The organism is Streptomyces sp. NPDC048600, from assembly GCF_055587025.1.
This window is the reverse complement of sequence record NZ_JBVJGZ010000012.1, coordinates 178,288-197,663: the sequence shown is the minus strand read 5'-3', so window position 1 is coordinate 197,663 and position 19,376 is coordinate 178,288. Positions and strand designations below refer to the sequence as shown.

At 74.4% G+C, this 19,376-nt stretch carries 17 protein-coding genes and 1 pseudogene; 10 read left to right on the top strand and 8 right to left on the bottom strand.

Annotation, left to right across the window (positions count from 1 at the left end; all coding sequences use genetic code 11):
* Positions 1-5: 5 nt before the first annotated feature.
* The 3 genes from ACZ6SQ_RS18680 to ACZ6SQ_RS18670 are packed head-to-tail and all read right to left on the bottom strand — an operon-like array spanning position 6 to position 3,672.
* On the bottom strand, positions 6-1,751 hold the full coding sequence (locus ACZ6SQ_RS18680; RefSeq protein ID WP_469563039.1) for an L-aspartate oxidase: 1,746 nt from the start codon (positions 1,749-1,751) through the stop codon (positions 6-8).
* A complete protein-coding gene (gene panC, locus ACZ6SQ_RS18675) occupies positions 1,748-2,740 on the bottom strand; it encodes a pantoate--beta-alanine ligase (RefSeq protein ID WP_469563037.1) in 993 nt (330 codons plus the stop codon). The genes ACZ6SQ_RS18680 and panC overlap by 4 nt, the downstream gene beginning before the upstream one ends.
* Positions 2,737-3,672: a Rossmann-like and DUF2520 domain-containing protein gene (locus tag ACZ6SQ_RS18670; RefSeq protein WP_469563036.1), complete on the bottom strand. Its 936-nt coding sequence runs from the start codon at positions 3,670-3,672 to the stop codon at positions 2,737-2,739. The genes panC and ACZ6SQ_RS18670 overlap by 4 nt, the downstream gene beginning before the upstream one ends.
* 252 nt (positions 3,673-3,924) lie before the next feature.
* Between ACZ6SQ_RS18670 and ACZ6SQ_RS18665 the strand changes: the two genes are divergently transcribed.
* Entirely contained in the window at positions 3,925-5,112 is a 1,188-nt protein-coding gene (locus ACZ6SQ_RS18665) for a threonine aldolase family protein (protein WP_469563034.1), read from the top strand.
* 138 nt (positions 5,113-5,250) lie between these two features.
* Complete coding sequence (locus tag ACZ6SQ_RS18660) at positions 5,251-6,354, top strand: DUF5937 family protein (protein WP_469563032.1); 1,104 nt, start codon at positions 5,251-5,253, stop codon at positions 6,352-6,354.
* A 28-nt stretch (positions 6,355-6,382) separates the two neighbouring features.
* Here the strand turns inward: ACZ6SQ_RS18660 and ACZ6SQ_RS18655 are convergent, their stop codons facing one another.
* The 3 genes from ACZ6SQ_RS18655 to ACZ6SQ_RS18645 all read right to left on the bottom strand — a co-directional run bounded on the left by ACZ6SQ_RS18655 (position 6,383) and on the right by ACZ6SQ_RS18645 (position 8,989).
* Positions 6,383-7,015 (bottom strand): AAA family ATPase, encoded by a 633-nt coding sequence (locus ACZ6SQ_RS18655; RefSeq protein ID WP_469563031.1) that lies wholly within the window; start codon positions 7,013-7,015, stop codon positions 6,383-6,385.
* A gap of 31 nt (positions 7,016-7,046) precedes the next feature.
* Positions 7,047-7,718 carry a response regulator gene (locus tag ACZ6SQ_RS18650; protein ID WP_469563028.1) on the bottom strand — a complete coding sequence of 224 codons (672 nt, stop codon included), beginning with the start codon at positions 7,716-7,718 and terminating at the stop codon, positions 7,047-7,049.
* Between the two features lie 71 nt (positions 7,719-7,789).
* The gene (locus ACZ6SQ_RS18645; protein WP_386384271.1) at positions 7,790-8,989 is read right to left on the bottom strand and encodes a sensor histidine kinase; all 1,200 of its coding nucleotides are present in this window, start codon (positions 8,987-8,989) and stop codon (positions 7,790-7,792) included.
* Between the two features lie 155 nt (positions 8,990-9,144).
* Between ACZ6SQ_RS18645 and ACZ6SQ_RS18640 the strand changes: the two genes are divergently transcribed.
* Entirely contained in the window at positions 9,145-10,173 is a 1,029-nt protein-coding gene (locus tag ACZ6SQ_RS18640) for an SAM-dependent methyltransferase (protein ID WP_469563130.1), read from the top strand.
* 161 nt (positions 10,174-10,334) lie between these two features.
* On the opposite strand, the gene ACZ6SQ_RS18635 is transcribed toward ACZ6SQ_RS18640, so the two are convergent.
* The gene (locus ACZ6SQ_RS18635; protein ID WP_469563025.1) at positions 10,335-11,486 is read right to left on the bottom strand and encodes an NADH-quinone oxidoreductase subunit D; all 1,152 of its coding nucleotides are present in this window, start codon (positions 11,484-11,486) and stop codon (positions 10,335-10,337) included.
* Between the two features lie 31 nt (positions 11,487-11,517).
* Between ACZ6SQ_RS18635 and ACZ6SQ_RS18630 the strand changes: the two genes are divergently transcribed.
* Both ACZ6SQ_RS18630 and ACZ6SQ_RS18625 read left to right on the top strand, forming a co-directional pair.
* On the top strand, positions 11,518-12,021 hold the full coding sequence (locus ACZ6SQ_RS18630) for a PH domain-containing protein (RefSeq protein ID WP_469563023.1): 504 nt from the start codon (positions 11,518-11,520) through the stop codon (positions 12,019-12,021).
* Positions 12,022-12,131: 110 nt separating this feature from the next.
* Complete coding sequence (locus ACZ6SQ_RS18625; protein ID WP_469563127.1) at positions 12,132-13,409, top strand: PH domain-containing protein; 1,278 nt, start codon at positions 12,132-12,134, stop codon at positions 13,407-13,409.
* Between the two features lie 145 nt (positions 13,410-13,554).
* On the opposite strand, the gene ACZ6SQ_RS18620 is transcribed toward ACZ6SQ_RS18625, so the two are convergent.
* A complete protein-coding gene (locus tag ACZ6SQ_RS18620; protein ID WP_469563020.1) occupies positions 13,555-14,973 on the bottom strand; it encodes a coiled-coil domain-containing protein in 1,419 nt (472 codons plus the stop codon).
* A gap of 266 nt (positions 14,974-15,239) precedes the next feature.
* Between ACZ6SQ_RS18620 and ACZ6SQ_RS18615 the strand changes: the two are divergent.
* The 5 genes and pseudogenes from ACZ6SQ_RS18615 to folK all read left to right on the top strand — a co-directional run.
* Positions 15,240-16,540 (top strand): annotated as a pseudogene (locus ACZ6SQ_RS18615) (phosphatidylglycerol lysyltransferase domain-containing protein); the annotation flags it as partial.
* A gap of 138 nt (positions 16,541-16,678) precedes the next feature.
* The gene (folP, locus tag ACZ6SQ_RS18610; protein WP_469563125.1) at positions 16,679-17,629 is read left to right on the top strand and encodes a dihydropteroate synthase; all 951 of its coding nucleotides are present in this window, start codon (positions 16,679-16,681) and stop codon (positions 17,627-17,629) included.
* Entirely contained in the window at positions 17,626-18,129 is a 504-nt protein-coding gene (locus ACZ6SQ_RS18605; protein ID WP_469563019.1) for a nuclear transport factor 2 family protein, read from the top strand. Before folP ends, ACZ6SQ_RS18605 begins: the two co-directional genes overlap by 4 nt.
* 272 nt (positions 18,130-18,401) lie before the next feature.
* A complete protein-coding gene (gene folB / locus ACZ6SQ_RS18600; protein ID WP_386384258.1) occupies positions 18,402-18,761 on the top strand; it encodes a dihydroneopterin aldolase in 360 nt (119 codons plus the stop codon).
* Positions 18,758-19,369, top strand: a complete 612-nt coding sequence (gene folK / locus ACZ6SQ_RS18595) for a 2-amino-4-hydroxy-6-hydroxymethyldihydropteridine diphosphokinase (RefSeq protein ID WP_469563017.1) — start codon at positions 18,758-18,760, stop codon at positions 19,367-19,369. Before folB ends, folK begins: the two co-directional genes overlap by 4 nt.
* Positions 19,370-19,376 lie beyond the last annotated feature (7 nt).

Genomic DNA, 19,376 nt, shown 5'->3' with positions numbered 1-19,376 from the left:
TTCTGTCACTGCTCCTGAGAGGGCTGGGGCTGCCGGGTCGGGGGAAAGTCTGCGGTGTCGGTGGTGTGCACGGCGAGCGTGCGGTCGGGATTGAGCCGTACGACGATATGGCGGCGCCAGGCCGTGTCGTCCCGGTCGGCCCGGTCCTCGCGCCAGTGGCAGCCGCGGGTCTCCTCACGCAGCCGGGCGGCGGCGACCAGGACACGGGCGACGCACAGGAGGTTGGTGGCCTCCCAGGTGTCGACGCCGGGCTCGGCGGTCTTGCCGTTCTCGTCGAGGGCGTCACGGGCGTCGGCGTGCAGCCGCTGGAGCTGCTCGGCGGCCCGGTCGAGGGAGCCGGCGGAACGCAGGACGCCCGCGCCGGCGGTCATGGCCCGCTGGATGGCGAACCGGGCCTCGGCGGCCTGCAGGGGGTGCGCCGGGACCTCGGGGTGGGGCACCGGCGCGGGCACGCGCGCGTGGAGCCGGTTCTCCGCGTGCCGGGCGGTGATGTCGCCGGCGATGCGCTCGGCGTAGACCAGGCCCTCCAGCAGGGAGTTGGAGGCGAGCCGGTTGGCGCCGTGCACGCCGGTGCAGGCGACCTCGCCGCACGCGTAGAGGCCGGGCACGGTGGTGCGGCCCCGGGAGTCGGTGCGTACGCCGCCGGAGGCGTAGTGGGCGGCCGGGGCGATGGGGATGGGTGCGGTGACGGGGTCGATGCCGTGGGCGCGGCAGGCGGCGAGGATCGTCGGGAAGCGGTGCTCCCACATCTCGGCGCCGAAGTGCCGGGCGTCGAGGAACATGTGCTCGGCGTCCTGCTCCTGCATGCGGCGCATGATGCCCTTGGCGACGATGTCGCGGGGCGCCAGCTCGGCCAGTTCGTGCTGCCCAACCATGAAGCGCACGCCGTCGGCGTCGACGAGGTGGGCGCCCTCGCCGCGTACGGCCTCGGAGACGAGCGGCTGCTGCCCCTCGGCGTCGGCGCCGAGGAACAGCACGGTCGGGTGGAACTGGACGAACTCCAGGTCGGAGACCTCGGCGCCGGCGCGCAGCGCGAGGGCGACGCCGTCGCCGGTGGAGACGGACGGGTTGGTGGTGGCGGAGAAGACCTGGCCCATGCCGCCGGTCGCGAGGACGACCGCGGGGGCGTGCACGGCGCCCACGCCGTCGTGCTGGCCCTCGCCCATGACGTGCAGGGTGACTCCGGCGGTGCGGCCGTCGGCGTCGGTGAGCAGGTCGAGGACGAGCGCGTTCTCGATCGTGCGAAGGCCACGCGCCCGTGTGCCCGACGGCATCACTCCGTTGACCGCCTCGACGAGCGCGCGGGAGATCTCGGCGCCGGTCGCGTCGCCGCCCGCGTGGGCGATGCGGCGGCGGTGGTGGCCGCCCTCGCGGGTGAGCTCGATGCCGCCCTCGTCGTCGGTGTCGAACTCGGCGCCGGTGGCGATGAGCCGGTGCACGGCGTCGGGGCCCTCGGTGACGAGGATGCGCACGGCGTCCTCGTCACAGAGTCCGGCGCCGGCGACGAGGGTGTCGTCCAGGTGCTGTTCGGGGGTGTCGCCCTCGCCGAGGGCCGCGGCGATGCCGCCCTGCGCCCAGCGGGTGGAGCCGTCGTCCAGGCGGGCCTTGGTGACCACGACGGTGGTCAGGCCCGCGGCCTGGCAGCGCAGGGCGGCGGTCAGGCCCGCGACGCCGGAGCCCACGACGACCACGTCCGCGTCGATCGACCAGCCGGGCGCGGGCGCGTGCAGTCGTATGCCTGTGGTGGTCACGAGGCGGCTCCGAAGGTGAGGGGGAGATTGTCGATCAGCCGGGTCGTCCCGACCCGGGCGGCGACGGCGAGGACGGCCTCGCCGGTGAAGTCGTCGTCGATCTCGGTGAAGTCGGCGGGGTCGACGAGCGCGAGGTAGTCGAGGGTCAGCGGCGGGACCAGACGGGCGGCGTCGTCCAGGACCAGACGGGCGGCCTGGCGGACGGCGGCCGCGGCGCCGGGCACGGCCTGCGCGACGGCGTGCGCGTCGGCGGCGGCGCGGGACTCCCCGAGGGCGCTGAGCGCCTCCGCGCGCGCGGGCGGCGCGGGCACCTCCAGGGCGCGGGCGCGCAGCGCCTCCTGGGCGGCGTGCCGGTCGCGGCCGGCGAACAGCGCGCGGGACAGGGCGAGCGCGGTGCGGCGCTCGGGCGCGGAGAGGTAGCGGTTGCGGCTGGACAGCGCGAGGCCGTCGTCCTCGCGCACGGTCGGCACGCCGACGATCTCCATGCCGAAGTTGAGGTCGCGGACCATGCGCCGGATGAGGGCGAGTTGCTGGGCGTCCTTCTGGCCGAAGAGGGCGAGGTCGGGCCGGGTGAGGTGGAGCAGCTTGGCGACGACGGTGAGCATGCCGTCGAAGTGGCCGGGCCGGGAGGCGCCTTCCAGGCGTTCGCCCATGGGGCCCGCGCTGATCCGTACCTGGGGTTCGCCGCCGGGGTAGACCTCCTCGACGGAGGGTGCGAAGACGACGTCCGCGCCGGCCTGTTCGGAGATCTTCAGGTCGGCGTCCAGGGTGCGCGGGTAGCGGTCGAGGTCCTCGCCCTGGCCGAACTGGAGCGGGTTGACGAAGACCGTGACCACGACCTCGCCGTCCGGCCCGGCGGCCTCGCGGGCGGCGCGGACGAGCGTGGCGTGGCCCTCGTGCAGGGCGCCCATGGTCATCACGACGGCGCGGCGGCCGCCACGCGCGCGTGCGGACAGTTCGGCGGCGGTGCGCAGCAGGGTGGTGGTCATCGGGCGTCTCCTTCGGCGCCGTAGCTCTCGGCCTCGTCGGCGAGTACGCCGAGCAGGTCCTCGGCGAGTTCCGGCTTGAGCAGTCCGCCGGCCAGCGCGCGGTCCGCGGTGGCGCGGGCCATGGCCAGATAGCCGGCCACGGTCTGCGGGGCGTGCTTGCGCAGCTCGGTGACGTGGGCGGCGACCGTGCCCGCGTCCCCGCGCGCGACGGGCCCGGTCAGGGCGGCGTCGCCGGAGCGCAGGGCGTTGTCGAGGGCGGCGCCGAGGAGCGGTCCGAGCATCCGGTCGGGGGCGGCGACACCGGCGGTGCGCAGCAGTTCCATGCTCTGGGCGACCAGGGTGACCAGGTGGTTGGCGCCCAGGGCGAGGGCCGCGTGGTAGAGCGGGCGGTTCTGCTCGGCGATCCACTCCGGCTCGCCGCCCATCTCGATGACCAGGGCCTCGGCGGCCAGCCGCAGCTCGTCGGGGGCGGTGACGCCGAAGGAGCAGCCGGCCAGGCGCTGTACGTCGACGGCGGTGCCGGTGAAGGTCATCGCCGGGTGCAGGGCGAGCGGCAGGGCGCCCGCGCGCGTGGCGGGGTCGAGCACCTTGGCGCCGTAGCGGCCGGAGGTGTGCACGAGGAGCTGGCCGGGGCGTACGGCGCCGGTCTCGGCGAGGCCCTCCACCAGGCCGGGCAGGGTGTCGTCGGGGACGGTGAGCAGCACCAGGTCGGACCGCTGGAGCACCTCGGCGGGCGGCACGACGGCGACGTCGGGCAGCAGTTCCGCCGCGCGGCGGCGGGAGGCGTCGGAGACCGCGGAGACGGCGACGGGCCGGTGCCCGGCGAGCCGGAGGGACGCGGCGAGCGCGGGGCCCACCCGGCCGGCGCCGACGACGCCCACGGTGAGCCGTGCGGGGCGGTCCCTGGGGTCTGGTTGTTGGACTGTACTCACGCGACGGTGGCCTTCCCGTTCCAGTCCGCTCTGGGTACCGGACGATTTCTCGTCATGTTAACGCGATCGGTTCGAGGGGTCCCCGGTCATCCACAGGCTGTGGGTTTCCCCACGCGGTCTTCGCGAACCCGCCCGAGGCTCCGCACACGGGCGGCAGGCGTCCGCGCGGGGAGGGCCTTCGCCCCCCTCCGGACGGCGGGACCGGGAAAATCCCTGTGCCGTGCCCCCGCGGATGACGAGATGATCCGCCCCATGAGCGACGTGGCGCGGCACGAGGACGGACAGGACACCCGATCGGGGCCGGAGGCCTTGCGCGAGCGGCGGCGCGCGGCCCACCGCGAGGCCCGGCGGGTGCTGTCCCGCGCGGGCTTCGGGAAGTCGCTCCGCGAGCGGCTGACATGGCTCCAGGAGGCCGGCGCCGAGGCGTACGACCTGGACGAGACCGCCGACATGTACGGCGACCGGATCGTGGAGGCCCTGGAGGCGCGGGTCGCCTCCCTGCTGGGCCACGAGGCGGCCGCGTTCTTCCCCACCGGCACGATGGCCCAGCAGGTGGCCCTGCGCTGCTGGGCGGGCCGCACCGGCGACGCCGCGGTCGCGCTGCACGGGCTGGCCCACCCCGAGGTGCACGAGCGGCAGGCGTTCAGCCGGGTCAGCGGGCTGCGGCCGGTGCGACTGACGTCCGAGTCGCGGCAGCCGACGGCCGCCGAGGTGCGTGACTTCGAGGAGCCCTTCGGGGCGCTGATGCTGGAGCTCCCCCTCAGGGACGCCGGTTTCCTGCTGCCGGGCTGGGAGGAGCTCGGCGAACTGGTCGACGCGGCGCGCGAGCGCGAGGCGGTGGTGCACTTCGACGGGGCGCGCCTGTGGGAGTCCACCGAGCACTTCGGCCGCCCCCTGGACGAGATCGCCGGCCTCGCGGACAGCGTCTACGTGTCCTTCTACAAGTCCCTGGACGGCTTCGGCGGCGCCGCGCTCGCGGGCCCGGACTCCCTCGTCGAGGAGGCGAAGACCTGGCGGCACCGCTACGGCGGGCTGGCCTTCCAGCAGTTCCCGACGGCCCTGTCCGCGCTGATCGGACTGGAGCGCGAGCTGCCCCGGCTGCCGGAGTACGTCCGGCACGCGCGCGTGGTCGCGGCCGCGCTGCGTGAGGGCCTCGCCGGGGCTGGTGTGCCGTGGGCCCGGGTGCACCCCGGGGTGCCGCACACCCATGAGTTCCAGGTCTGGCTGCCGTACGCCCCCGAGGTGCTCGCGGAGGCCGCCGTGCGCCAGGCCGAGGAGACCGGCACGATGCTGTTCGCCGGCGGCTGGCAGCCGGGCGGGCCGGAGCTGGCCCTCACCGAGGTCACCGTGCGCTCGGCGGGCCTGGAGTGGACGGCGGACGACGTACGGCGGGCGGCACGGGAGTTCGCCGCGCGGCTGCCGGAGGCGGGCGACCGCTAGCCCCGGCGGCGAGGACAGGCAACCGCTAGGGCCGGCGAGGGACGGACGACCACCAGCCCCGGCGAGGGGGGCCGGCCCGATTGACGGGGCCCGTCAATCGGCGGCGGCGTTGTCAGTGGCCGGGTGCACCATGGGGCCATGAGCGTGAGCATCGACATCACCGGGCTGCGGACGGACAGGGTGGTCTTCGTGACCGCCCCGCTGGCCGAGCTCGGCATGGCGCTGCACGCCCTGTCCGAACCGGCCCACCACCCCGGCCTCCAGGCGTGGGCCACCGGCGTGACCGCCCGCCTGGACCCGCATCTGGCCGACCGGATGTGCGAGGCCGACTTCCTGTGGCGGACGACGTTCTCGGACGTGTTCATGCCGTTCGCGGGCCTGCCCGGCGGCACCCTGCCGGGCGCGACGCTCGCCGAGGAGCTGGACCAGCTCGACAAGCTGACCGACGAGCAGTTCGTGGACGCGGCACTGGAGTTCGTGTGCCTGTCCCCGTCCGACGACCCGCCGCCGCTGGTGCTCAGCGACCCCGAGGTGCGCCGCCGGGCCCTGGAGACGGCCGTCGCGCGCGGGCCGCAGCAGGTGCGCTTCACCCAGCGGCTGCTGGACGACCCGCCCGCCGTGCGCGCGTGGCTGCGCCGCTTCCTGGAGGACTGCGACGAGGCCTTCTTCGCGGCGGCCTGGTCCCGGCTGAGCCACCAGCTGGCGGCCGACGCCCGGCACAAGACCGAGCTGCTGCGCCGCCGCGGCCTGGCACCGGCGCTGGCCGCGGTGTCCCCGGCCGTCTCCCTGGACGAGCGCGGCGGCCGGATCGTCGTGGACAAGGTGCTCGAAGGACGTACGTCGGCCGGGCCCGACGGCCTGCTCCTGATGCCGACCAGCCTCGGCAGGCCCCATCTGTCGGTGCTGCACCGCGCGGGCTGGCAGCCGGTGCTGCACTACCCCGTCGGCTCGCCCGAGCTGACCTCGCCGCCGTCGGTCGAGGAGCTGACGTTGCGGATGACCGCGCTGTCCCACCCCGTGCGGATGCGCCTGTGCCGTCATCTGGCCCGCAGCGCGTACACCACCAGCGACCTGGCCCAGGTGCACGGCATGACCGCGCCCGAGATATCCCGGCACCTCGGGGTGCTGAAGAAGGCGGGGCTGGTCACCACGCGCCGACGCGGGCGGTACGTCCTGCACCAGCTGGACGTCGCCGTGGTGGCCCGGCTCGGCAGCGACTTCCTGGAGGGCATCCTCCGCTGAGCAAGGCCGCGGCGGGAGCGGCCCGGGCTCAGTCGAAGCGGATGTGCCGCAGCCCCACCCAGGCTTGACGTACCCGCGTCCGCAGCGCGCCCTCGTTGTTGCGCCGCAGCGTCAGCCCGGCCAGGACGGCGATGCGGTCGGCGGTCTTGGGCACGGTCGTGTGGTCGGTCCACAGATGCTCGGCGAACTCCGGCTCGCTCAGCCGCTCCAGGCAGTGGTCGAGCCGGGAGACGGCCCAGCTCTCCCGGCGCAGCCCCGCGTTCCTCCCTGCGACGTACCGCGGGAGATGGCCGAACCCCCGCTCGCGCAGCCGTTTCAGTACGGTCTCGCGCTGGGCGAGCAGCGTGAAGTGGTGCACGGGGTGGCCGAGTTCGCGCAGGCGCCCGACGGTCTCGGCGAAGCAGCCGGGGTCGGTGACCGTCATCGGCGCGATCACCACCCCGTCGTGCTTGGTCAGGGCGAGGTCGAGGACCTCGACGACGCCGGTGCGCCAGGACGTCAGCTCCTGGAAGTCCCCGCGCAGTCCGGGCGGGAGCATGCGGCGCAGGCCGAACCCGGCGTGCTCGGGGTCGCAGACGACGCTGCCCGGCAGCCGGCGGTGTATCTCGTGTGCGGTCTGTGTCTTGCCGCCCCCGAAGGGGCCGTTGATCCACAGGAGCATGCGCAGACCGTACCGGGGCGCCGCGCGTACGTCAGCCGTGTCCGCCGGCCCGCACCAGCCCGGTCTCGTAGGCCAGCACGACCACCTGTACGCGGTCGCGCAGGCCGAGCTTGGTCAGGATGCGTCCGACGTGCGTCTTCACGGTCGCCTCGGACAGCACGAGCCGGGCGGCGATCTCACCGTTGGACAGTCCCTGCGCGACGAGGATCATGACCTCGCGCTCGCGCTCGGTGAGCCGCTCCAGCTCCTTGTGCTGGAGTTCGCGCCCGCCGGTGGGCAGCATCGGCGCGAACCGGTCCAGCAGCCGCCGGGTGGTGGAGGGGGCCACGACCGCGTCGCCGCTGTGCACGGAGCGGATGGCGGCGAGGAGTTCACCGGGCGGCACGTCCTTGAGCATGAAACCGGAGGCGCCCGCCTTCAGCCCGGAGAAGGCGTACTCGTCGAGGTCGAAGGTGGTCAGGATCAGCACCTTCGGCGGCTCGGGCTCGGAACAGATGCGCCGGGTGGTCTCGACGCCGTCCAGCTTCGGCATCCGGACGTCCATCAGCACCACGTCGACATCGGTCGAGCGCAGCACCTGGAGGGCCTCGACGCCGTCGCCCGCCTCCGCGACGACCTCCATGTCCGGCTGTGCGGCGAGCACCATCCGGAATCCGGTGCGCAGCAGCACCTGGTCGTCGACGAGCATCACGCGGATCGTCATCGGGTCCTCTTCCGTCTTGCGGGGGTCGGCTGGGTCCTACGGGGTGTCGGCCGCGGGGCGTACGACAGGTCTCAGTGGGCCGGTTTGAGCGGCAGCAGGGCGCTGATGCGGAATCCTCCGCCCGGCCGCGGGCCGGCGTCCAGGGTGCCGCCGACCATGCCGACCCGCTCGCGCATGCCGATCAGGCCGTGGCCCCGGCCGTCGACGCCGCCGTCCTCGTACAGCTCGTGCGGGGCGCCCTTGCCGTCGTCCTCGACGAGCAGGCCGAGGCCGTCGTCGAAGTAGACCAGGCGCACGCTGGCGCCGGCGTTCGCGCCGCCGTGCTTGCGGGTGTTGGTGAGCGCCTCCTGCACGATGCGGTACGCCGTGAGCTCGACGCCGCTGGGCAGTGGTCGCGGGGTGCCCTCGATCTTGAAGTCGACGGGCAGCCCGGAGCCGCGGCACTGCTCGACGAGCTCCTCGATCTGCTCGACGTCGGGCTGCGGCACGTACTCCCCGGCCTCCTGGTGCTCGCCGGTGCGCAGCACGCCCAGCAGGCGGCGCATCTCGGCGAGGGCCTGGCGGCCGGTGGAGGAGATGGTCTCCAGGGCCTTCTTCGCCTGGTCGGGCGCGGCGTCGAGGACGTAGGCGGCGCCGTCGGCCTGGACGACCATCACCGAGACGTTGTGCGCGACGACATCGTGCAGTTCGCGGGCGATCCGGGCGCGCTCGGCGGCGACGGCGACCTTCGCCTGTGCCTCGCGCTCCTTCTCCAGCCGGGCCGCGCGCTCCTCCAGCTGCGCGAAGTAGGCGCGGCGGGTGCGCAGCGAGTCGCCGAGCACCCAGGCCAGCGCGAACGGCACGGTCTGGAAGACCGCGATCGCCACGTTGCCGAGCGCGCTCGCCTCGCTGTCGGGCCAGCGCATCTGGGCCAGCGGCGCCGCGACCAGTCCGGCGGCCAGGCCGAAGCGGCGGGCCCAGCTCGCGCCGGTGGCGGCGACGGTGTAGACGATCACCAGCAGGGCGAAGTCCGCGAGCATCGTCGACACGTTCAGGGCGAGCTGGGCGACACCGACGACCGCGGCCAGGACCAGCATGTTCTCCGGCATACGGCGGCGCAGCGCGACCGTGACGCACAGCAGCAGCGTCACGGGGACGACGAGCCAGAGCTCGTTCCTCCCGTCGGTCCGCTCGACCGCTCCGCTCGCGACGGACAGCCCGAACAGGACGATCGCCCAGAAGGTGTCGACCCCGGTCGGGTGCCTGCGGAGGAAGTCATAGAGACGCTGCACGTAACCCAGAGTAGGGAAGACGGATGTGTGCCCGGGTCAACCGGAGGGCCGATCCGTGCCCGCCGCGCGTACTCCGCAAGGTGGAGGCCTCGTTCTCCTGTACGCCTAGCCTCGGTCCATGGGCTTCGTCTTAGCCTTGCGTCGTGGACGACGAGGTGTGGCGGGAGACGCGGGGCGCGGGTCCCGGTGACGGGTGGGCCGCCGAGTGGCTCGGGTGGCGGGCGGCGACGCGGCACGCGCTGTACGGGCCGGAGGGCTTCTACCGCCGCCCGGAGGGGCCCGCCGGGCACTTCCGGACCTCCGTGCACGCCTCCGCGCTGTTCGCGCGGGCCGTGGCCCTGCTGCTGTGCCGGGTCGACGAGGCGCTGGGGCACCCGGACCGGCTGGACTTCGTCGACATGGCCGCGGGCCGGGGCGAGCTGGCCGCCGGGGTGATCGCCGCGCTGCCCGCCGAGGTGGCCGCACGCGCGCGCGTGCACGCCGTCGAGATCGCCGCGCGCCCGCCGGGGCTGGATCCCCGGATCGAGTGGCACGCCGAGCCGCCGACGGACGTCACCGGGCTGCTGTTCGCGAACGAGTGGCTGGACAACGTCCCCGTCGAGATCGCCGAGGTGGACTCCGCGGGCGTGCCCCGGCTGGTCCTCGTGCGCCGGGACGGCGCCGAACGACTCGGGGAGCCCGTCACGGGCGCGGAGGCGCGGTGGCTGGAGCGGTGGTGGGCGCTGCCGGGCGAGGAGGGGTGGCGGGCCGAGATCGGGCTGCCCCGCGACACGGCCTGGGCGGAGGCGGTCGGGCACCTGCGGCGGGGGCTCGCGGTGGCCGTGGACTACGCGCACACCGCCGACGCGCGCCCCCTGTTCGGGACGCTGACCGGCTTCCGTGAGGGGCGCGAGACGGCGCCCGTGCCGGACGGGTCCTGCGATGTCACGGCGCATGTGGCGCTGGACGCGTGTGTGCTTCCGGGCGGGCAGGTGACCACCCAGCGTGCCGCTCTGCGCGTACTCGGCGTCACCGGCGCACGCCCCTCACTCGCGCTCGCCTCCACCAGCCCCGCCGAGTACGTGCGCGCCCTCGCGAGCGCCGGGGAGGCCGCGGAACTCACCGCGCCGGGCGGCTTCGGCGACTTCGGCTGGCTGGTCCAGCCGGTCGGCATCCCGGACCCGCTCGCCGAGGCGACCGCCTGACGTCCCGGCCACCGCCTGAGCCCCGCCGGGCGTCGCGGCCCGCGCCACCGGACGCCCTCGCCGGCCTCCCGGCCCGCCCCTCCGGCCCCGCGCCAGCCTCCGGGCACGCGCCACCGGACGCCGTCGCCGGCCTCCGGGCCCGCACCACCGACCCGTAGGGCCTACTTGTCGATGTCCCCGACCACGAAGAACATCGACCCCAGGATCGCCACCATGTCCGCCACCAGCGTGCCCGGCAGCAGCTCGGTCAGCACCTGGATGTTGTTGTACGAGGCCGAGCGCAGCTTCAGCCGGTACGGCGTCTTCTCGCCCTTGCTGACGAGGTAGTAGCCGTTGATGCCGAGCGGGTTCTCGGTCCAGGCGTAGGTGTGCCCCTCGGGCGCCTTCAGGACCTTCGGCAGCCGCTGGTTGATCGGGCCGGGCGCCAGCTGGGCGAGCCGGTCCAGACAGGCGTCCGCCAGGTCGAGGGCGTTGTGGGTCTGCGCCAGCAGGCACTCGAAGCGGGCGAGGCAGTCGCCCTCCTCACGGGTGACCACCTTCAGGGTGTCCTGGAGCTCGCCGTACGCCAGATACGGCTCGTCGCGGCGCAGGTCGAAGTCGACGCCGGAGGCGCGTGCGATCGGACCGCTGACGCCGTAGGCGTGCACGGCCTGCGGGGTGAGCTCGCCGACGCCTCGCGTGCGCCCCCGGAAGATCTCGTTGCCGAGGACCAGGTCGTCGAAGACGTCCATGCGCGAGCGCACGGCGGCGACCGCGCCGCGCGCGCGGGTGGCCCAGCCCGCGGGCAGGTCCTCCTTCAGGCCGCCGACGCGGTTGAACATGTAGTGCATCCGCCCGCCGGAGACCTCCTCCATGACGTTCTGGAGGACCTCGCGCTCCCGGAACGCGTAGAAGACCGGCGTGATGCCGCCCAGCTCGAGCGGGTAGGAGCCGAGGAACATCAGGTGGTTGAGCACCCGGTTCAGCTCCGCCAGCAGGGTACGGGTCCACACCGCGCGCTCGGGCACCTCCATGCCGAGCATCCGCTCCACCGCGAGGACGACGCCCAGCTCGTTGGAGAACGCCGACAGCCAGTCGTGGCGGTTGGCGAGCATGATGATCTGGCGGTAGTCGCGCGCCTCGAACAGCTTCTCCGCGCCCCGGTGCATATAGCCGATCACCGGCTCCGCGCTCGTGATGCGCTCACCGTCCAGGACGAGCTTGAGCCGCAGCACACCATGCGTCGACGGGTGCTGGGGGCCGATGTTGAGCACCATGTCGGTGCTCTCCGCGGCGCCGCCGATTCCGACCATGGTCTCCGTCTGAGGAGTCATGGACACAGTCTCTCCTACGTAGGCTGGCCGTATGGAGACGGGGAGCCGGGAAGACACACAGCCGCGCGAGGCCGAGCCGGTGTGGACCGCGCTGCCGCCGGGACTGCTGCGGATGCGGCGCCTGCTGCTGGTGGTGTGGCTGGGAATCCTGGGCCTGGGCCTGGGCCTGCTGCTGGGCCTGGCCGCCGGACCGCCCTGGGCGGCGTTCGCCCTGCTCCCGCTGGCACTCCTGGTCTGGGGCTGGGTGCTGACCGGCCGCAACTGGCGGTCCTGGCGCTACGCCGAGCGCGCCGACGACCTGCTGATCAGCCGGGGAGTGATGTGGCGCAAGGTCACGGTGGTCCCGTACGGCCGTATGCAACTGGTCGAGGTGACCTCCGGGCCCGTCGAACGGCACTTCGGGCTGGCCAGCGTCCAGCTGCACACCGCGGCCGCCGCGACCGACGCCACCATCCCCGGCCTCGACCCGGCCGAGGCGGAACGGCTGCGGGACCGGCTCACCGAGCTGGGCGAGGCCCGATCGGCGGGGCTGTGACCGCGCCGGGCGCCGAGGAGGGCGCGCGGCGGCAGCAGCACGGAACCGAACGCGACACCCACCCCGAGGCAGCCGTCGCCGCCCCCGGGGCGGCCCTCGGCGAGCGGCGGCTGCACCCCGTCACACCACTGCGGCGGGCCTGGGCGCCGATCGCCGTGATCGTCGGCTGGGCCGTGCACGACCCGGGCCAGGCGCAGCGCCAGCTGGAGCGGCTGACCACCACCACGCTGCTGATCGCGCTCGCCGTGGTCATCCCCGCGGCTTCCCTCTACGGCTTCCTGACCTGGTGGTACACACACTTCGCGGTCACCGACAGCGAGCTGCGCATCCGGACAGGACTGGTCTTCCGGCGCACCGCGCACATCCGGCTGGAACGCATCCAGGCCATCGACGTGACCCGGCCGCTGCTCGCCCGGATCGCGGGCGTGGCGAAACTCAGACTCGACGTCGTGGGCGCCGACAAGAAGGACGAACTGGCCTTTCTCGGAGAGCGCGACGCGCGTGCCCTGCGCGCGGAACTGCTCGCGCGCGCCGCCGGGTTCGCGCCCGAGACGGCGCACGAGGTCGGCGAGGCACCGGCGCGCGAACTGCTGCGCACGCCCCCAGGAGTGCTCGCGGTCTCGCTGCTGCTGACCGGCGCGACCTGGGGCGCCCTGATCGCCGCGCTCGTCGTGCCGCCGCTGCTGTGGCTGGCCACCCACAACGTGTGGACGGTCCTGGCGACCGCGCTGCCGCTGCTGGGCGCGGCGGGCGCGAGCAGCGTGGGACGGTTCGTCGCCGACTACGACTGGACGCTCGCCGAGTCCCCGGACGGGCTGCGCATCGACCGCGGGCTGCTGGACCGCAGCCACGAGACGGTGCCGCCGGGCCGCGTGCAGACCGTACGGATCGTCGAGCCGCTGCTGTGGCGCCGCCGCGGCTGGGTGCGCGTGGAGCTGGACGTGGCCGGGTCCTCCAACTCCGTGCTGCTGCCGGTCGCCCCGCGCGAGATCGCCGAGCCGCTCGTCGCCCGCGTGCTGCCCGGAGTGACCGTGCCGCCGTACGCGGCGCTGTCGCGGCCGCCGCGCCGCGCGGGCCGGTGCGTGCCGCTGTGGTGGCGCGGACACGGACTCCTGGTCACCGACACGGTGTTCGCCGCCCGGCACGGGCTGCTGCGCCGCAGCCTCGCCCTCGTCCCGCACGCGAAGGTGCAGAGCGTACGGCTCACCCAGGGGCCCTGGCAGCGCCTGTGGCGGCTCGCCGACGTACACGTGGACACCGGGGCCGACAAAAGCGTCCCGGCTCGGCTGCGGGACGCACGGGAGGCCGAACTGCTGCTGCACGCGCAGGCGGAGCGGTCCCGGACCGGCCGCCGGGTCGCGGGGCCCGACCGCTGGATGGCGTCCTAGGCCGGAACGCCGGATGGCGTCCTGGGCCGGAACACGAAGGCGCGGCGGCCCGAAGGCGCTGCGGCGCCGGGGCGGGAAGGGCGCCAGGAACGCGCGAAGGGCGCCCCGCCGATGCGGGGCGCCCTTCGCGTGTCGTGAGGCGGCGTCAGGAGACCGCGCTGCGCAGTCGCTGGACGTCGATCTGCTCGGTCTCGTCGTGCGCCGTCAGGTCGATCACCTGGCCGACGGCCCTGGTGCTCTCGTCGGCGGGCCTGAACCGTGCCTCGGCCTCGGCCTTGTGCAGGTCCAGAGCCTCCTGGCCGACGACGTCGGCGAGGTCCTCGTTCTGCACGGCCTCCAGCGCCGCGGACTCGGACTTCTGCGTGCCGAAGAAGTCGAATCCGCCCTGCACCGCCTGGCGTCGGGCGGGAGCCCCCGGGACGACGGCCACGGCGGTCGGGACGGTGAAGTGCCCGCGGGTCTGCCGCACGGGCAGCGCGGCGGCCGGCCGGGGCGCGGGGAGCATCCCGGCCGAGCGGGCGGCGGGAGCGTCGGCGGCGGCGGGGGTCTCGGGGGCGTCCTCGGCGGAGTGCTCTTCCGTCGAAGCGGCGGAGTCCTCCTGCACGGAAGCGGCCGAGTGCTCCTGCGTGGAAGCGGGCTCCGGCTGCTCGGTGGTCTCGGGGGCGGCGGCCGCGCGCTCGTGCTCGTCGGCCGCCTCGGACTTCCCCTGCGCCTCGTCCTCCGATGCCTCGTCGGCGGGGCGCTCACCGGGCCCGCCGGGACCGTCGGGCCCTTCGGGGTTCCCGGGGGTCTCCGGCTTCTCGGCGGTGGTGACGCCGGCCTTGCCCGCGGGCTCCTCCACGGGGTCCTCGGTCAGGCGGTCCAGGGCCGCGTTCGCCCGCAGGAACAGCCGGGAGCCCTCGGGGGAGAACACCGCGAGGGTCTTCGCCTCGTCCTCGCGCGCGTGCTCGTCCTCGCGCGCGTGCTCCGCCTCGGCGGCATCGGTCCGCTCCTCGACGGGCTCGGTCCGCTCCTCCGCGGCCTCTGCCCGCTCCCCCGCGGCCTCGCTCCGCTCGGGCTCGGCCTGGCGCGGCACCGGCGCGGGCGGCAGCGCGGCACGCGCCGGGGTGGTCGCCTCTATCTCCAGCAGGCGGCGGCCCTCCAGGGCCGTGGCCCGCTCGGTCTCCGCGGTGGCGTACCGGCGCAGCAGCGACGCGTGCTCGTTGCGCAGCTTCGCCAGTTCCGCCCGCTTCGCCCGCAGCCGCTGCTCCAGCTTGCCGCGCAGCTCGCGCGACTCGTCCAGGTCGGACTCCAGTTCGGCGACCCGTTCCTCGTGGCGCCAGTCGTCGCTCGCACGCGCGCGCGTGAGGTCGGCGACCTGCTTGCCCGCCTGCGTGTCCCAACGGCGCATGACGACGGCACTGGTGACCGCGGTGACCGCGGCGACCGCGGCGAGACCGCGCAGCAGTACCGCTTCCGTGAACACCCAGGGGCCGAGAGCGCAGACAGCGGACACGCCTGCGATCGCCGACGGAGGCAGCAGCCTGTGCAGAGGCGGGGAATGGCGGTGACGTCCACGTGGCATGGCCAGAAACTTACCGCGCGTAGGCACGTCATGGTGCCTTGGGTCACAAAAACTCGGCCATGCCCTGGCCTTCACAGCGCATCAGGAATTCACGCCGCCCCACGGGCACCGTCGGCCCCGTTGCGCCCGGCGCCTACAGCGAGTGAACCTCCGTGTCGAACTCGTCGTCCTAGAGGGCGCAATGTCGGCGGATGCCCGGATCGGCACCGGTACCGAGCCCTCTCGCGGAACCACGGGAAGCGATGACTGCCAGGGAAGAACAGGACATGCCGGGCACCGACACGGCCCCGCCCTTCCGCACACGGCACCTGCCCGGCGGTCCCCGCCCCGAGTCCGTCCCCGTCCTCGCCGCCCGCGCGGGTGTCCTGGTGGGCCTGCTGGACATCGCGGCGGGCGTTTTCCCCCGCTTCCGATACAGCCGAATCCACACCCTCCCCGACGTACTGCCGAGCGCCGTCGGCCCGTTCGCGGCTGCCCTCTCGCTCAGCGCGGGCGTCCTGCTGCTCCTGCTCACCCACGGCCTCGAACGCGGCCGGCGCCCGGCCTGGCGCGCCACCGTCGCCCTGCTGCCGATCGGCGCCCTCGCCCAGTTCGCCCACCGCGGCTCCGTCCTCGGCCTGCTCGTCCCGCTGGGACTGCTCTGGCCGCTGCTGCGCCACCGCGACCGGTTCGCCGCCCCGCCCGACCCGCGCGACCGCCCGCGGGCGCTCGCCCACTTCGTTCTCATGGGCGCCTTCTCGCTCGCCCTCGGCCTGGTCGTGGTCAGCGCCCACCCGGGCGCCACGATCGGCGACCCCAGCCTGGCCGACCGGCTCAGCCACGTCCTGTACGGGCTGCTCGGCCTCGACGGCCCGGTCGGCTACCGCGGCACCGCCTCCTGGACGGTCGCCCTCTCCCTCGGCGCTCTCGGCCTGCTCACCGCCCTCACCACGCTCCACCTCGCCCTGCGCCCCCGCCACGCCGGCACCCGTCTCACCCCCGAGGACGAGACCCGGCTGCGCGCCCTGCTGGAGCGGCACGGCGGTCGCGTCGCGCTCGGCCACCGCGCCCTGTGCCGCGACACGGCCGTCGTCTTCTCCCCCAGCGGCAAGGCCGCCGTCACCTACCGCGTCGTCTCCGGCGTCATGCTCGCCGACGGCGACCCCGTCGGCGACGCCGAGGCATGGCCCGGCGCCATCGAACGCTTCATGGACGAGGCCCGCGCCCACTCCTGGACCCCCGCCGTCATGGGCTGCTCCGATACCGGCCGCCGGGTGTGGACCCGGGAGACCGGCCTGGACGTCCTCGAACCCGGCGACGAGGCGGTGGTGGACACCGCGGATTTCTCCCTCGCCGGCCGCCCGGTGCGCGACGTACGCCGGACGGCCGGGCGGACCGGCTGCGCAACCCGGGTACGTCGTGTCCGTGACCTCGGCGACACCGGTCCGGACCGCGTCCGCCGCGCCGCCGAGGACCGGCGTGGCTCCGAGGACCGGCGCGGCACCGAGGACCAGCGCGGCACCGACACCGAGCGCGGCTTCGCCCTCGCGCTCGGCAGACCGGCCACCCCGCCGACGGCGACCGCCTGACGCCACCGCCCCGTCCCCCTCGGCGGACCACGCCCGGGGGCCGGGGACCCGTCGGCCCCCGACGCCGCCCTCTCCACCCCCGGGCACGCACCGGGCCGCACGCCGTTCACGGCCCGCGCGGGGCCTACGCTGACCATATGAGCAAGCAGAGCGGACGCGGGATCGTCGCGGGCCTTCCGGACTGGGACCGCTGCGCGGTCATGGGAGTCGTCAACGTCACCCCCGACTCCTTCTCCGACGGCGGCCGCTGGTTCGACACCACCGCCGCCATCAAGCACGGCCTCGAACTCGTCGCCCAGGGCGCCGACCTGATCGACGTCGGCGGCGAGTCCACCCGCCCCGGCGCCACCCGCGTGGACGAGGACGAGGAACTGCGGCGCGTCGTCCCCGTGGTCCGCGGGCTCTCCTCCGAAGGCGTCGTCGTCTCCGTCGACACCATGCGCGCCTCCGTCGCCGCCCGGGCCCTCGCCGCCGGAGCGGCGGTCGTCAACGACGTCAGCGGCGGCCTCGCCGACCCCGGCATGGTCCCCGCCGTCGCCGAGGCCGGCGCCCCCTTCGTCGTCATGCACTGGCGCGGCTTCCTCCAGGGCACCAACGTCCAGGGCGCCTACGCCGATGTCGTCGGCGAGGTCGTCGACGAGCTGCACGCGCGCGTACAGGCCGTCCTCGACGGCGGTATCGCCCCGGACCGGATCGTCGTCGACCCGGGCCTCGGCTTCTCCAAGGAGGCAGAGCACGACCTCGCCCTCCTCGCCCACCTGGACCGCCTGCACGCCCTCGGCCACCCGCTGCTCGTCGCCGCCTCCCGCAAGCGCTTCCTCGGCCGCGTCCTCGCCGGCCCCGAGGCCGCCCCGCCGCCCGCGCGTGAGCGCGACGCCGCCACCGCCGCCGTCACCGCGCTCGCCGCACAGTCCGGCGCCTGGGCCGTCCGCGTGCACGAGGTCCGCGCCTCGGCGGACGCCGTACGGGTCGCCCGCGCCGTGGAAGGGGCGCGCGCCCAGACGGACGCGCCGGTCCCGGACTTCGAGCGCCCCCCGCACACACCCGACCGCGCGCCCGGCGCGCAGCCCCACGAAGGAGCCCGGTGAGCGCCCCTCACACCGACGTCGAAGAGGTCGAAGCCGCCAACACCGCCTTCTACGAGGCACTGGAGCGCGGCGACTTCGAGGAGCTGTCCTCGCTCTGGCTCACCCCCTCCGACCTCGGCGTCGACGAGGAGTACCACGACCCGGCCGACACCGGCGTCGTCTCCTGCATCCACCCCGGCTGGCCCGTCCTCACCGGCCGCGCCGAGGTCCTCAGGTCGTACGCCCTGATCATGGCGAACACCGAGTACATCCAGTTCTTCCTGACCGACGTCCATGTCTCCGTCACCGGCGACACTGCCCTGCTGACCTGCACGGAGAACATCCTCAGCGGCGGCCCCGCACCCGAGGCCGGCGGCGAACTCGGCCCCCTCGTCGGCCAGCTCGTGGTCGCCACCAACGTCTTCCGGCGCACCACGGACGGCTGGAAGCTCTGGTCCCATCACGCCTCCCCCGTCCTCGCCGAGAAAGACGGCGAAGAAGACGAGGACACACCCGAATGACGGGGTAGGCGTCCTCACAGGACGCGACACGGCGCCCACCCACAGGGACGAACAAGGATTGGACCAGCTGCAGCCGGGGTAGGGGCGGCTTCCGACCCGTGAGGCGCCGGGTTCCCCAGGGGAAACACCCGCTGAACACTCCTGGCCCCGGCCCGGATCCACGACCCGTGGCCCGGCGCTGTCAGTGCCCGCAGGTAGATTCGTTCGAGGCCGGACTGCCGCCCGCACGCGGCACGGACCGGCTCTCACCGACGATTGCAGGAGTGATTCGCGTGGATCGTGTCGCGCTGCGCGGCCTCAGGGCCCGGGGCCACCACGGTGTCTTCCCCAAGGAACGCGAGGAGGGCCAGACCTTCATCGTGGACCTCGTGCTCGGCCTGGACACCCGACCGGCCGCGGCCGACGACGACCTGGCGAAGACCGTGCACTACGGCATCGTGGCCGAGGAGGTCGTCGCCGTCGTCGAGGGCGAACCGGTCAACCTCATCGAGACCCTCGCCGAGCACATCGCCCAGACCTGTCTGAAGCACGACGGGGTGCGGGAGGTCGAGGTCTGCGTCCACAAACCGGACGCGCCGATCACGGTCCCCTTCGACGACGTGACCGTCACCATCATCCGGAGCCGAGCATGAGCACCTCGTTCACCGAGGGTCCCAGCGACCCGACCGTACAGCCGGTGCCCGCCTCCGTCGTGGAGAAGGTCGACGCCGCCGACACCACCCTCCACAACCCCCGCCGCGCCGTGCTCTCCCTCGGCTCCAACCTCGGCAACCGCCTGGAGACCCTCCAGGGCGCCGTCGACGCGTTCGAGGACACCCCCGGCGTCCGTGTGAAAGCCGTCTCCCCCGTCTACGAGACCGAGCCCTGGGGCGTCGAGCCCGGCAGCCAGCCCTCGTACTTCAACGCGGTCGTGATCCTCAAGACCACCCTGCCCCCGTCCTCCCTGCTGGAGCGCGCCCACGCGGTCGAGGAGGCTTTCCACCGCGTACGCGACGAACGCTGGGGCGCCCGCACCCTCGACGTCGACATCGTCGCCTACGCCGACGTCGTCTCCGACGACCCCGTGCTCACCCTGCCCCACCCCCGCGCCCACGAACGCGCCTTCGTCCTCGCCCCCTGGCACGACGTCGACCCCGCCGCCGAACTGCCCGGCCGCGGAGCCGTCGCCGCGCTCCTGGACGCGATCACCCGCGAAGGCGTCGCGCCGCGCAAGGACCTGGAACTCCGGCTGCCCGAGTAGTCGTTAA